At 63.1% G+C, this 12,549-nt stretch carries 11 protein-coding genes; 4 read left to right on the top strand and 7 right to left on the bottom strand.

Annotated elements, in window-relative coordinates; genetic code table 11:
* Positions 1-80 precede the first annotated feature (80 nt).
* Entirely contained in the window at positions 81-1,211 is a 1,131-nt protein-coding gene (locus tag RIN79_RS08955) for a sugar ABC transporter permease (protein ID WP_309084300.1), read from the top strand.
* Positions 1,212-1,253: 42 nt separating this feature from the next.
* Positions 1,254-2,144 (top strand): carbohydrate ABC transporter permease, encoded by an 891-nt coding sequence (locus RIN79_RS08960; RefSeq protein WP_309084318.1) that lies wholly within the window; start codon positions 1,254-1,256, stop codon positions 2,142-2,144.
* A gap of 72 nt (positions 2,145-2,216) precedes the next feature.
* On the opposite strand, the gene RIN79_RS08965 is transcribed toward RIN79_RS08960, so the two are convergent.
* The 3 genes from RIN79_RS08965 to RIN79_RS08975 are packed head-to-tail and all read right to left on the bottom strand — an operon-like array spanning position 2,217 to position 5,660.
* Positions 2,217-3,719 (bottom strand): FGGY-family carbohydrate kinase, encoded by a 1,503-nt coding sequence (locus RIN79_RS08965; RefSeq protein WP_309084301.1) that lies wholly within the window; start codon positions 3,717-3,719, stop codon positions 2,217-2,219.
* Entirely contained in the window at positions 3,716-4,816 is a 1,101-nt protein-coding gene (locus RIN79_RS08970; RefSeq protein WP_309084302.1) for a M42 family metallopeptidase, read from the bottom strand. The genes RIN79_RS08965 and RIN79_RS08970 overlap by 4 nt, the downstream gene beginning before the upstream one ends.
* Positions 4,817-4,847: 31 nt before the next feature.
* Positions 4,848-5,660, bottom strand: a complete 813-nt coding sequence (locus tag RIN79_RS08975; protein WP_309084303.1) for a BtpA/SgcQ family protein — start codon at positions 5,658-5,660, stop codon at positions 4,848-4,850.
* 123 nt (positions 5,661-5,783) lie between these two features.
* Here RIN79_RS08975 and RIN79_RS08980 point away from each other — a divergent pair, with 123 nt between their 5' ends.
* On the top strand, positions 5,784-6,809 hold the full coding sequence (locus tag RIN79_RS08980) for an aldo/keto reductase (RefSeq protein ID WP_309084304.1): 1,026 nt from the start codon (positions 5,784-5,786) through the stop codon (positions 6,807-6,809).
* 9 nt (positions 6,810-6,818) lie between these two features.
* Here RIN79_RS08980 and RIN79_RS08985 read toward each other — a convergent pair whose 3' ends face one another.
* On the bottom strand, positions 6,819-7,202 hold the full coding sequence (locus RIN79_RS08985) for a TfoX/Sxy family protein (RefSeq protein ID WP_309084305.1): 384 nt from the start codon (positions 7,200-7,202) through the stop codon (positions 6,819-6,821).
* 416 nt (positions 7,203-7,618) lie between these two features.
* On the opposite strand from RIN79_RS08985, the gene RIN79_RS08990 reads away from it, so the two are divergent.
* Positions 7,619-8,326, top strand: a complete 708-nt coding sequence (locus RIN79_RS08990) for an HAD family hydrolase (protein ID WP_309084306.1) — start codon at positions 7,619-7,621, stop codon at positions 8,324-8,326.
* 151 nt (positions 8,327-8,477) lie between these two features.
* Here RIN79_RS08990 and RIN79_RS08995 read toward each other — a convergent pair whose 3' ends face one another.
* The 3 genes from RIN79_RS08995 to fdhF are packed head-to-tail and all read right to left on the bottom strand — an operon-like array spanning position 8,478 to position 12,468.
* Complete coding sequence (locus RIN79_RS08995; RefSeq protein ID WP_309084307.1) at positions 8,478-8,729, bottom strand: formate dehydrogenase subunit delta; 252 nt, start codon at positions 8,727-8,729, stop codon at positions 8,478-8,480.
* The gene (fdhD, locus tag RIN79_RS09000) at positions 8,719-9,540 is read right to left on the bottom strand and encodes a formate dehydrogenase accessory sulfurtransferase FdhD (RefSeq protein ID WP_309084308.1); all 822 of its coding nucleotides are present in this window, start codon (positions 9,538-9,540) and stop codon (positions 8,719-8,721) included. Before fdhD ends, RIN79_RS08995 begins: the two co-directional genes overlap by 11 nt.
* Positions 9,541-9,594: 54 nt before the next feature.
* Positions 9,595-12,468 carry a formate dehydrogenase subunit alpha gene (fdhF, locus tag RIN79_RS09005; RefSeq protein WP_309084309.1) on the bottom strand — a complete coding sequence of 958 codons (2,874 nt, stop codon included), beginning with the start codon at positions 12,466-12,468 and terminating at the stop codon, positions 9,595-9,597.
* Positions 12,469-12,549 lie beyond the last annotated feature (81 nt).

Here is a 12,549-nt window from a genome sequence, read left to right on the forward strand (position 1 = left end):
GACGACCGGCGGCCGGCATGGCCGCCGGCTGCCGTAGAGCCGTCCGAGAGGTGCTTCCTTGAACGTGACAAAGGCCTTGTATGGATAACGCGGCGGCGCTTCCTCTCGTTCTGGACCAGGTCGTCCGGTCGGACCCGGTGTCGCACGGGCGGCGGCGGCTGGGGGCGGCCATCTTAGCCGCCGGCTCGCTCATCCTTGCTGCAATTCTGATCCTGCAGATCCTCTATAAAGCCGACGCAATAGCCTTCGGCTTCGTGACATGGCGTCCCGTGCTCTATGCGTATCTTCTCTGGGCCGTCACGCTCGGCATTTCGCAGGTGCTGCGGCGGGGCGAGGCGGGCGCCCGGGCCCTCTTCGTATTGCCCGCCATCCTGTTCATCATCTCGATGGTGGTTTTTCCGCTTCTCTTCGGCCTCTACATCTCCTTCACGGATTGGAATCTCTCCTCCACCATGGGCCGAAGATTGAACGGCTTCGATAATATCCGCCAGATGTGGCGCGATCCGTTCTACTGGAACGCCCTCTACAACATGGTGCTGTACACGCTTGCGGTGCTGGTGGAGTACGCCATAGCCTTCGGCCTGGCGCTGTTGCTCCACTCGCAGATCCGGGCGCGGAAGTTTTTTCGCGTGGTCTTCCTCCTGCCGCTGATGCTTTCGCCGGTGGCCGTGAGCTGGATGGTCGGCAAATCCATGATGGAGATACGCTTTGGACCGGTGGCGAACTTCGCCCGCTGGCTTGGCTGGGACACGCCCGCCTTCTTCACGGATCCCTGGTTCGCCAGGATCTCTATCATGGTGATGGATGCGTGGACCTTCATCCCGCTCATGATGATCATGCTTTTGGCCGGCCTGCAGGCGGTTCCGAAGGAGGTTACGGAGGCCGCCAAGGTCGATGGCGCGAATTCCTGGCAGACCTTTTGGCGCGTGGTCTTTCCGTTGACCTTGCCGGTCTCCATCACGGCGATCCTGATCCGCATCATCTTCAAGCTGAAGATCGCCGACATCATCATCAACGTCACCTCCGGCGGACCTGGTGGAGCCACGGATTCGGTAACGAGCTTCATTTTCCGCGAGTACCGCGATCGGTCTAACGTCGGTTACGGGACGCTGCTGGCGATGGTCTATCTCGTGATGATCGTGGTCTTCCTGACCGTGCTCCTCAACCTGTTCGGGCGCTGGATGCGCGGCTACGACCAGCAGGAGGCTTGAACGATGGCCGTTCTCGGAAGTCGCTTTGAGGATGCGGTGCCGATGGAAACGGGCCAGGATCGTCTCCGCCGGATCCTCGTGCGCACGATCGTCTACGGCATCCTGGCAGCATGGGCCTTCATCTGCCTGTTCCCGATCTACTGGACGGTCACGACCTCCTTCAAGCTCGCGCCCAATGTCATGCAGGGCCACCTGATCCCCTTTGTGGATTTCACGCCGCAATGGCGCGGGTGGCAGTCCCTCGGCCTTTCGCCGGACTCCATCTTCCAGACGTCAACGGTGCGCGCGGAATTCGTGAAGCGCTTCATGAACAGCGTTGTCGCCTCGCTCTCCGCCTCCTCGCTCGCCCTCATCTTGGGTTCGACGGCGGCCTATGGGCTCACGCGTTTCAACTACCGATTCCTCTGGATGGGGAACAAGGACATTTCCTTCTTCTTCCTTTCGCAGCTGATCCTGCCGCCGGTAGTCCTGGCGCTCCCCTTCCTGGTCCTCTACAAGGAACTGGCGCTGCTCGACTCCCTCGTCGGACTGATCCTGCTCTATACGCTGATGGTGCTGCCCATCGTGATCTGGATCATGCGCGACCAGTTCCGCGGCATTCCCGTGGATTTGGAAGAGGCGGCGCTGGTCGACGGGCTTTCCACCTGGGGGGCGTTCCTGCGCATTGTCGTGCCGATCGCGCTTCCGGGCATGGTGGCAGCCTTCATTCTCTCGCTGATCCTCTGCTGGAACGAGTATTTCTTTGCAGCACTGCTCACGAGCACGGATGCCAAGACGCTGCCGGTGATGGTGGCGAGCCAAACGGGCAGTCAGGGCATCAATTGGTGGTCGATGGCGGCGCTCTCGACGGCAGCGATTGCGCCGCTCGTCATCGTCGGCATTCTTCTCGAGCGCTATATCATCGCCGGTATGGCAACGGGCGCGGTGAAGTAGGGCCACCCTTCATTGGATCGATCGGCGAAACAGGTCCGGATGGCGGCGGCGTAAGCCTCTGCGCTCGAGGGCTCAAGCCGGCCGTGACAGCGTCGCCATCAAGTCGCGCGTCTGATCATAGATGCGGCGGAACACACCGTACTGCCGCTCATACGCCGCCGCGTGCTCTCTGCGTGGCGAGATCGTCCGCACAGCTGGATTCCAGGCCGCAATCTCTTCCTTCCTTGCATCGCCGACCGCCACCGCCGCGAGAAATGCATCGCCATACGACGCGCCGATCGTCCTGGCGCGGATGATCTGGTCCACGCCGGAGATATCTGATGTCGCCTGCGCCCAGACCTCGTTCCTGGTGCCTCCGCCCACTGCATAGATGGCCTGCGGCGGCCAGCCGAGCTCGCGATAGGTATCGATGATATGGGTCGTCCCGCAGGCGATCCCTTCGAGCATTGCCCGGTAAATGTCGCCGCGCGTATGCGTGAGGTTCAGCCCGAATATGACGCCCTTGGCGTCCGGGTCGTGGATCGGCGTTCGCTCGCCCGAAAAATAGGGCAGGAATACGAGCCCGTTCGCGCCGGGCGGTGACGCCGCCGCCTCGCCGGCCAACGCCGCGAAAGCTTCCTCCTCCGGCAGCTCCCCAGCGAAATGGTCGCGGAACCAGTGCGTAAGCGTCCCGCTCGTGGCGAGCCCCCCCATCGAGGCATGTTCGTTTGCAAACAGCCATGGCGCGTACCAGAGCCGCCCATCGCGGATGCGCTCCGCGGAGAGCATGATGGTGAAGATGGTCGAGCCGTACATGATCATCATGTCGCCCGGCGAAAGGACGCCGACGCTGAGCGCCTCCGCAGCCGCGTCGATCGTGCCGGCCGTCACAGGCGTGCCCTCCGCAAGGCCGGTTTCGCCCGCAGCTTTCGGGGTCACCTTGCCGGCGATTTCGGTCGTCCAGAGAAGATCGGGAAGTTGGTCCCGGCGGACGATGTCAGGCGCCAGGTCGAGCGTCCAATCCTGCTTCTCGACATCATAGAGCGGGCTGGAGCTCGCCGCCGAGTAATGGTCCAGGACGAAGTGCCCTGTCAGGCGGTAGTTGATATAGCTCGTCGAATTGAGAAACTTTGCCGACCTCTCGTAGAGCTCCGACCGGTTGTTCTTGAGCCACAGGATTTTCGGCCCGACCGACTGCGAGGTGAGGGAATTTCCGCAGCGCCCAAGGATGGTCTCGGTGCCGATCCGCGCGTTGAGGAGCTCGATCTCGCGCGCAGCCCGCGTGTCGACGCCGTAGAGGATGGCGTTGCACAGCGGCTCGCCCGCGGCATCGACCGGCAGCATGCATGGGCCGATGGCGCTGCAACCCACCGCGCGGATGCTCCTAGGATCGATGCCTGTATCGCCAAGCAGCTTGCGCGTCACGAAGACGAAGTCACCCCACCAGTCTTCTCGCGCACGGTGCTCGGCCCAGCCTGGCTGCGGCACGAGCATCTTGTGTGGCCGCGCAGCACTTGCGACGATCGCGCCTGTCTCGTCCACGAGCACGCCTTTGGTCTCGAACGTGCCGATGTCGACGCCGAGATAATGGTTCATGGGAGTTCGTCCCGATCGAGACTGAAGGATGGTCCGATGGAGCCGATGGCGGCGACCAGCAGCGTCGTCAGCTGCTCAAGGTCGCCGAGGTCGCATATCTCGAGCGCCGAATGCGAGTACCGCATGGGGAACCCGACATCGATCGTCGCCACCCCGCCGCCGACAAGCTGGACGTAGGACGTTTCGGTCAGCGCTCCGACATGGGCGCTGCGCTGCAGCGGCAGCTTTTCCCGGGCGGCAGTGGTCTCGAGCAGCCGCACCAGCCCCGGATGCGGAATCGTGCCGTTGAGCGTGCCGCGACCGTGGAAGGAATAGAGGCTCATGGCCGGCCCGCCGCCAAGCTTCACGTTGCCGCGATAGCCCATATCCGGCGTATCGGTGGCGAGCAGCAGGTCGATCTGGATGGCAATGTCGGGCTTCAGCACCTGCGCCGCCGTGACCGCACCGCGCAGGTTGAACTCCTCTTGCACCGAGAAGACGAGATGCACGGTTGGGCGCGGATGGAGGTTGCTTATCTCTCGTCCCACCTCCAATACCACGGCACAGCCTGCACGGTCGTCGATCGCCGTGCCGGCGATGCGGTCACCAGCGAGCGCGATAGCGCTCGGGCGGTAGACGACGGGCGTGCCGATATCGACGCCGGCAGCCACAACCTCTTCGGCGGTCGAGAAGCCTGCGTCGATATGGAGGTCTTGGTATGGCACGACGCGGTATTTCTCCTCGGGCGTCGTCGCATGGTGGCTCTTGTTGGCGATCACGCCCGGCCGATCCTTCTCCGGCGCGACACAAAGGAGCACGGGCTGAGCGGCAAGCGCCCGCTCCGGCACGCCCCCCAGACGCTCGATGCGGATGAAGCCGCCGGCCTCAATCTTGCGGACGATGAAGCCGAGCTGGTCCATATGGGCAAAGAGCATTACGCTCGGCGCATCCTTGTCGCCCTCGATCGTGGCGATCAGGTTGCCGAGCATGTCCGTTCGGGAAACGATGCTGAGCTCCGCAAGCCGCTCCTTCAGATAGCGCCGCACGCGGTCCTCGTAGCCGGCAAGTCCGGGGATGAGCATCAGCTCCGTGACGAGCTTGCGCAGGCGGTCTTTCATCAAGGCTCCATCCGGCTGGATCGGAAAAGGGTCATTCGCCGCGTGCGGTGCGCACAAGGCGCATGAACTCGGTCGCGCGCTCGGGATCGACAGGGTTCCAGGTGTTGCCGTCCACCTTGAGCGAGGAGCCGACGATGCAGCCGTCGGCGATTTTTAGAACATCGGCGACCGTCGCATGCTTCACGCCCGTATTGGCAAGCACGGGCGTGGTGGGCAGCGCCTTCTTCACGGCTTCGAGATCGCTGAGGGCGGCCGCCTCGCCGGTGATCTGGCCGGAAACGAGCACCGCATCCGGAATGCTGGAGAAAACCGTGCTGCGCGCGCGGTCGACGAGGCTCCGCTGGTCCAGCGAATGGGCGAATTCGGCGGAAATGTTATAGAGCATGGCAAGGTCTGAGCGGCCGAGCCGATCACGATAGCGCATAGCCTTGCCGGCGTCGGGCGTCCACGGTCCCATGTCGGAGGCATAAGTGCCAGTAAAGATCTCGCGCACGAAAGAGGCTCCCGTCGCAGCGGCAAGGGCGATGGTGCTCACGGGGTCCCAGAGCACATTCACGCCGAAGGGAAGGCTGATGCGCTCGTGCAACCGGCCGATCACATAGGCCATCGTGGCCGTCGAAGCGGTGTCGACCTGGAACTCGTAAGGCCGGTCGTTCTCGTTCCCGAACATAATGGCGTCGAAGCCCGCCTTCTGCAGCGCGTCGAGATCCCGGGCCGCACCTTCGACAAGTGCCTCGATCCCGCCTTCCTCGTCATGAAGAGGCGATCCGGGCAACGCGCCCAGATGCACCATGGCGATGACCGGTTTGGCGGCCTTGAAAACGCGTCTGAACTTTTCCGTCATTCCCTCCCCCGATCTTTTCCGGCGGATGCTATCAACCGGCAAAATGCAAGTCCACGCTTCGACGTGCCTTCCGCCAAATGGTGGCTGTGCTAGTGTCCCGCCGGTCACAACGGAGAGGCGGACGTGAAGACGCGGCAATACGATCGGATTGGCAATGGCGGCATCTCCTTCACCGAGCTCGGCTTCGGCACGGCGCCGCTCGGCAATCTCTACAAGGCGATTTCCGACGAAGAGGCGCATTCCGTGCTGGAAGCCGCGTGGGAGACCGGTTGCCGCTATTTCGATACGGCGCCCCTCTATGGGTTAGGACTGTCCGAGACCCGCCTCAACCGTTTCCTGCGCGGCAAGAAGCGGGACGAATATGTTCTCTCCACGAAAGTGGGACGCCTTCTGCAAGTCTGCGCGCCGGAGGAGCGCACCGGCATCGGCAAATTCTTCGAAACGCCCACGCGCCGGGAGGTCTACGACTACACCTATGACGGCGTCATGCGCTCGATCGACTTCTCGCTGGAACGCCTGGGCGTGGACCGTCTCGATATCCTCTATGCGCATGATCTCGACGTGTTCAATCACGGCTCACAGGAAGCGCTGGATGCAAAGCTGGGCGAGCTGATGCACTCAGGCTATTACGCGCTGCTCTCCCTGCGCGACCAGGGAGTGATCAAAGCCTTCGGCGCCGGCGTCAACGAATGGCAGCCCTGCCAATGGATGGCCGAGCGCGGAGACTTCGACCTTTTCCTGCTTGCAGGCCGCTACACGCTCCTGGAACAGGAGGCGCTCGAAAGCTTCCTGCCATTGTGCGAAGAACGCGGCATAGGCATCATCCTCGGTGGACCGTACAATTCAGGGATATTAGCCACCGGACCGGTACCCGGTGCCCATTACAATTATTCGGAGGCGCCACCGGAAATCCTCGATCGCGTAACGCGCATCGAGGCGGTCTGCGCGAGGCACGGCGTCAAGCTCATCGAGGCGGCGCTGCGCTTCCCGCTTCTGCATCCTGTCGTCTATTCCGTGATCCCCGGCGGGCAGAGCGTTGGGCAGGTGAAAGCGAACCGCGAAATCCTCAATAAGGACATCCCGGCGGCGCTCTGGACGGCTCTCAAGGAAGAGGGCCTAATGCGGCACGACGCGCCAGCGGGAGCTTAGGCGGGCGGATCAGCCCTTAGCCGGCAGAGTATTTATGTAGGCGAGCGCGAGCTGAAGCCAGCCGCGTAGTCCCTCATCGTCGATCTGGTCCGGATCGACATAGAGGTAACCCTTGAGCCAACGGCCCCGCATTTCCATCGGCTTTGTCCCTGGATGCTGCATTGCGCAGAAGTGGTTCTCCTTGCCGACGCGAAGGAGAAGCCCATTGCGGGAGGAGGCGGCCATCATATTGCCATTCAACATGAAGCCTATGCCGCCGAACATCCGTCTTTCGACGAGAGCTTCTCTCGGCAGCGCTGCGCGAACCCTTTCTGCTAGAGCTTCGACCTGCAAATTCGATCGCTTTTCAACGGCGGCGGGAGAATTCATCGACCGTGATCCTGGCGAGGTCATCGAGCATGCAAGATGCTGGGCGAGCTGCTCCTGAAAGCAAGACCGAATTTTTTAGAGCGGATGGCGAAACGCGAGATACGCGAGGAACACCGTTCCCCCGCTGGGGTAGGGCCGGCGACTTTCCGTGGCACCGACAAGAGGCCGTGGCGATGGACCGGGCGTCCCGCATCCAACTGCGCACCGGCAGGCCGATGCCTCTGCTTGGCCTTGGCACGTGGCAATTGACCAGCACACGGCAGAGACAATCGCGGCTGCCCTGGCAACCTTGGCGAAGAGGACCTTGCCGCGCTGGATGGGCTGAACGAGCATTTCTCATCGCTGGGTGAATTGCCTTATCCGTGAGCCAGGCCGACCATCGACTCCAGCCACTTCCGCCGCTATGCGAGGAGGAAACTGCGGACTGGAAGGGGCTAGGCATGCGGCTTTCCACCATCGGCTTTGATGCTGACGATACACTCTGGCAGCACGAGCAGTTTTACAGGCTGACGCAGGAACAGTTTGCCGCACTTCTTGCCGATTATACCGACCCGGAGGAGCTCTCGACCCGCCTCGTGGAGGCAGCGATACGGAACCTCAAAATCTACGGTTTCGGGGTAAAAAGCTTCACCCTAACCATGCTGGAAACAGCCATCGAAGTGACGGATGGCCGTGTTCCGACGGCGACACTCGCGAAGATCATGCAATTCGGCCGCGAGATGCTCGCCCACCCCATCGAGCCGCTGCCGCATGCGGCCGAAACTCTGGAGGCTCTGGCCGGTCGCTACAAGCTCGTCCTGGTGACCAAGGGCGATCTGTTCGACCAGGAGCGTAAGCTCGCGCAGTCGGGGCTCGGCAACTTCTTCGACGGCGTGGAGATCGTCAGCGAGAAGACGGAGGCGACCTATGCACGCGTCTTCGCGCGCCACGGAGACGGCCCGGAGAGGAGCATGATGGTGGGCAACTCCCTAAAATCGGACGTGGTCCCGGCGATCCGCTCCGGCGCCTGGGGCGTCCTGGTTCCGCATGAACTCACCTGGACCTACGAACAGCAGAAGCCGCCCCTCGGCGAGCTGCGCTTCCGCGAGATACCCCATCTCGGAAAGCTGCAAGACCTGTTGGAGGAGATCGAGGCAGGAGGGGCTTAGTCGGGCCAGTATCAGGGCCCGGAATGCAGGCGTTAAACGCCAGTGTGCGGTATGGACGAACAGCCAGCGACGAGACCTTGGCCATTGATGTACCGGACAGGCCTGCCGACGGGTCTTCACCTGCTCACCGAGGAACGAGGTTCTAGCCGCCCTAGGTCTTCTCTTCCGCCGGCCGGTTTACTTTCCCAGCCGCTTCCAGCACCAGCGGCTTGAGGGCGCCCCCGCCGCGCTCTACGATCTCAAAGAAGTGCCGGCGCATGCGCGGCTCCCAGAACTTGTTGATGTGGTCCGCCACGCCTTCCACCGCTTCGGCATGTGGCATGGTCTGGAAGAAGGTCGCGATCTGGTTGGCCATATAGATCAGCTTTTCCTCGCCGGACTTGAATCCCGCCTCATGCGACATGCTTGGCCGCTCCTATCTCGATGCGTTCGGGGTGAGTGAAGATATCAAACTCATCGCCGCGAACCAGCGCCACCAGTGTCATTCCGCTCTGCTCGGCCGTGCGGACGGCGAGCGCCGTGGGCGCGGATACGGCAATGAGAATAGGCGCGCCGACGGATGCGGCTTTCTGCACCATCTCGACCGAAACACGGCTGGTGATCGCCACAGCGCCCTCTGATCCGCTGATCCCCGCCTTAGAGAGCGCGCCCGCCAATTTGTCGAGCGCGTTGTGCCGTCCGACATCCTCGCGCGCGGCGGCGATCCCCTTGCCGGCAATATAGAGTCCGGCAGCATGCACTGCGCCGGTCTCCTTGTGCAGCTTCTGCCGCTCGGATAGAAGTTGCACCGACCGGACGACGTCCCCGGCTGTGAGCCTCAGTGCGTTTTCGGCGACGCTGCGCACCTCCCGCATCGCTTCCTCGATCGACTCGATGCCGCACAGGCCGCAGCCGACCGGCCCCGCAAGCCGCCTGCGTCTCTGCTCGAACCGCTGGTTTGCCGCGTCCCTGAGCCGGATCTGCACGTCAAAGCCCGCGCCCAGATTTTCGACCGAGATGGCCTCAATCTCATCAGGCGAGGAGACAATGCCTTCCGTCAGGCTGAAGCCGAGGGCGAAATCCTCCAGATCGGCCGGCGTAGCCATCATGACCGCATGGGTGGTGCCGCCATAGGAAAGCGCTATCGCCGCTTCTTCCGGTATGACCCGCGCAGAAACGCGGGTCCCGCTGAGTCGCTGGGCGGTTCGCAGCACCTTGTCGAGCGCGGCTGTCATGGAAGCGGACGGCGGCGCGCTTTCGCGCAAGACGCTTGCACACCGAGCATCGCCCTACTCCGCCGCCTCCACATGCACAACGCGCCGGCTCCGGCGGGCGAGCTCCTGATAATCCTCTTGCCACTCCGTCGGCCCGTTGGAGGGGGTCACCTGCACCGCCGTCACTTTGTATTCCGGGCAATTCGTCGCCCAGTCGGAGAACTCGGTGGTGACGACATTCGCCTGGGTGTCGGGGTGGTGGAAGGTGGTGTAGACCACGCCCGGCGCCACGCGGTCGGTCACCCTCGCGCGCAAAGTCGTCTCGCCCGCCCGGCTCGCAAGCTTCACCCAATCGCTGTCGCGGATGCCACGGTTTTCGGCGTCGAAAGGATGGATCTCCAGCAGGTCCTCGTCGTGCCAGACGACATTTTCCGTGCGGCGCGTCTGCGCGCCGACATTGTATTGCGACAGGATGCGGCCGGTGGTGAGCAGCAGCGGGAAGCGCGGGCCGGTCTTCTCGTCCGTCGCCACATAGGCGGTGCGGATGAACTTGCCTTTGCCGCGCACGAACCCGTCCATATGCATGACCGGCGTCCCGAGCGGCGCCTTCTCGTTGCACGGCCACTGTACAGAACCCTCGCGATCGAGGAGCTCGTATGTAACGCCTGTGAAGCTTGGCGTCGTGGCGGCGATCTCGGCCATGATCTCGGCGGGGTGCTGGTAATTCCAACCTATTCCCAGCGCCTGAGCGAGCTTCTGCGTCACCTCCCAATCGGCATAGCCGTTCTTGGGAGCCATCACCTTGCGCACGCGGTTGATGCGCCGCTCCGCATTGGTGAACGTGCCGTCCTTTTCCAGGAAAGTGGAGCCCGGCAGGAAGACGTGGGCGTAGTTGGCCGTCTCGTTCAGGAAGAGGTCGTGCACGACGACACATTCCATCGCCGCGAGGCCGGCGGCTACATGCTTCGTGTTTGGATCCGACTGGAGGATGTCCTCGCCCTGGATGTATAGTCCCTTGAAGGAGCCTTCGACAGCAGCGTCGAGCATGTTGGGAATCCTGAGGCCCGGCTCGTTGTCAAGCTTCACACCCCACAGCGACTCATAGATCGCGCGCGTCGCATCCTCCGAGATATGGCGGTAGCCCGGCAACTCGTGCGGGAAGGAGCCCATGTCGCACGAGCCCTGCACATTGTTCTGACCACGCAGCGGGTTCACGCCGACGCCGGGCCGGCCGATGTTACCGGTAGCCATGGCGAGATTGGCGATGGCCATCACCGTCGTGGAGCCTTGGCTGTGCTCCGTCACGCCCAGGCCGTAATAGATGGCGCCATTGCCGCCCGTGGCGTAGAGCCGGGCGGCGCCGCGGATGAGCTCGGCCGGAACGCCGGAGACCTTCTCCACCGTTTCCGGACTATTCTCCGGCTGCAGGACAAATTCGGCCCAGTCCTGGAACTCGTCCCAGTCGCAGCGCTCGCGGATGAAGGTCTCGTTCATCAGCCCTTCGGACACGATCACGTGAGCGAGCCCCGTGAGCACCGCCACATTCGTGCCGGGGCGGAGGGGGAGGTGGTAGGCCGCCTCTACATGCGGCGTGCGCACGAGGTCAATGCGGCGCGGGTCAATGACGATGAGCTTGGCACCCTGCCGCAGCCGCCGCTTCAGACGCGAGGCGAAGACCGGGTGGCCGTCCGTCGGATTGGCGCCGATCACCACCACCACGTCGGCGTGCTCTACGGAATCGAAGTCCTGCGTGCCTGCGGAGGTGCCAAAGGTGGTCTTGAGACCGTAGCCCGTGGGCGAGTGACAGACGCGCGCGCAGGTATCGACATTGTTGTTGCCAAAACCCTGCCGCACGAGCTTCTGGACCAGATAGGTCTCCTCGTTCGTGCAGCGCGAGGAGGTGATGCCGCCCACTGCATTGCGGCCATACTGATACTGAATGCGCCGGAACTCCTTTGCCACATGGGCAAAAGCTTCCTCCCACGTGACCTCGCGCCATGGATCCGTGATCTTTTCGCGGATCATCGGATTCAGGATGCGGTCCTTGTGCGTTGTGTAGCCATAGGCGAAGCGGCCTTTCACGCAGGAGTGGCCGCGATTCGCCTTGCCGTCCTTCCAGGGGACCATGCGGACGACTTCCTCGCCCTTCATCTCCGCCTTGAAGGAGCAGCCGACGCCGCAATAAGCGCAGGTGGTCACCGCCGACCACTCCGGCATGCCCTTCTCGATCACTGATTTCTCGCGCAGGGCTCCGGTTGGGCAGGCCTGAACACAGGCGCCGCAGGACACGCACTCCGATTCGAGGAAGGGCTCGTGCATGCCGGCGGAGATGCGGCTTTCGAAGCCGCGTCCTTCGACGGTCAGGGCGAAGGTCCCCTGCTGTTCCTCGCAGGCGCGCACGCAGAGCGAGCAGACGATGCATTGCGAGGCATCATAGGCAAAATACGGGTTGGAGAGGTCAGGCTCCATGAAATGCGGATTGGCGGCGCCGTCATGGGCCTGCCAGATATGATTGTCGCCATCGCGGCCGTAGCGGATCTGCTTGAGCCCGACCCTCTCGGCCATCTCTGCCATCTCGCAGTCGCCCGCAGCACAGGCCGGGCAGTCCTCCGGATGGTCGGACATGTAGAGTTCCATGACGCCGCGGCGAATGGCCTGGACCCGCTCCGTACGGGTGGAGACCTTCAGGCCCTCGGCCACCGGCGTCGTGCATGAAGCCGGCGTGCCGCCGCGTCCCTCGACCTCGACAAGGCAGAGCCGGCAGGAGCCGAAGGCCTTTACCATGTCGTTGGCGCAGAGCTTTGGCACCTCGATGCCGGCCATGCGCGCCGCGCGCATGATGGACGTACCCTCCGGTACGGTGACCTCCATCCCGTCGATCGTCAGCGTGACCGTCCTGTCCGACTTTGAAGCCGGCGTGCCGTAGTCGATCTCGTTTACGAAACACATGGTTCTTCCTCCTACTCCGCCGCTTCCCGCACCGGCTGCCGGCGGAGTAGGAGGAAGAACCATGTGTTTCGTAAACGAGAT

Source organism: Chelativorans sp., from assembly GCF_031180965.1.
Taxonomy (GTDB): Bacteria; Pseudomonadota; Alphaproteobacteria; order Rhizobiales; family Rhizobiaceae; genus Chelativorans.

Excerpts from the sequence above, each read along its gene's own strand:
- RIN79_RS08955 (WP_309084300.1), top strand. The coding sequence starts at position 81 with ATGGATAACGCGGCGGCGCTTCCTCTCGTTCTGGACCAGGTCGTCCGG.
- RIN79_RS08960 (WP_309084318.1), top strand. The coding sequence starts at position 1,254 with ATGGAAACGGGCCAGGATCGTCTCCGCCGGATCCTCGTGCGCACGATC.
- RIN79_RS08965 (WP_309084301.1), bottom strand. The coding sequence starts at position 3,719 with ATGAACCATTATCTCGGCGTCGACATCGGCACGTTCGAGACCAAAGGC.
- RIN79_RS08970 (WP_309084302.1), bottom strand. The coding sequence starts at position 4,816 with ATGAAAGACCGCCTGCGCAAGCTCGTCACGGAGCTGATGCTCATCCCC.
- RIN79_RS08975 (WP_309084303.1), bottom strand. The coding sequence starts at position 5,660 with ATGACGGAAAAGTTCAGACGCGTTTTCAAGGCCGCCAAACCGGTCATC.
- RIN79_RS08985 (WP_309084305.1), bottom strand. The coding sequence starts at position 7,202 with ATGACCTCGCCAGGATCACGGTCGATGAATTCTCCCGCCGCCGTTGAA.
- RIN79_RS08990 (WP_309084306.1), top strand. The coding sequence starts at position 7,619 with ATGCGGCTTTCCACCATCGGCTTTGATGCTGACGATACACTCTGGCAG.
- RIN79_RS08995 (WP_309084307.1), bottom strand. The coding sequence starts at position 8,729 with ATGTCGCATGAGGCGGGATTCAAGTCCGGCGAGGAAAAGCTGATCTAT.
- fdhD (WP_309084308.1), bottom strand. The coding sequence starts at position 9,540 with ATGACAGCCGCGCTCGACAAGGTGCTGCGAACCGCCCAGCGACTCAGC.
- fdhF (WP_309084309.1), bottom strand. The coding sequence starts at position 12,468 with ATGTGTTTCGTAAACGAGATCGACTACGGCACGCCGGCTTCAAAGTCG.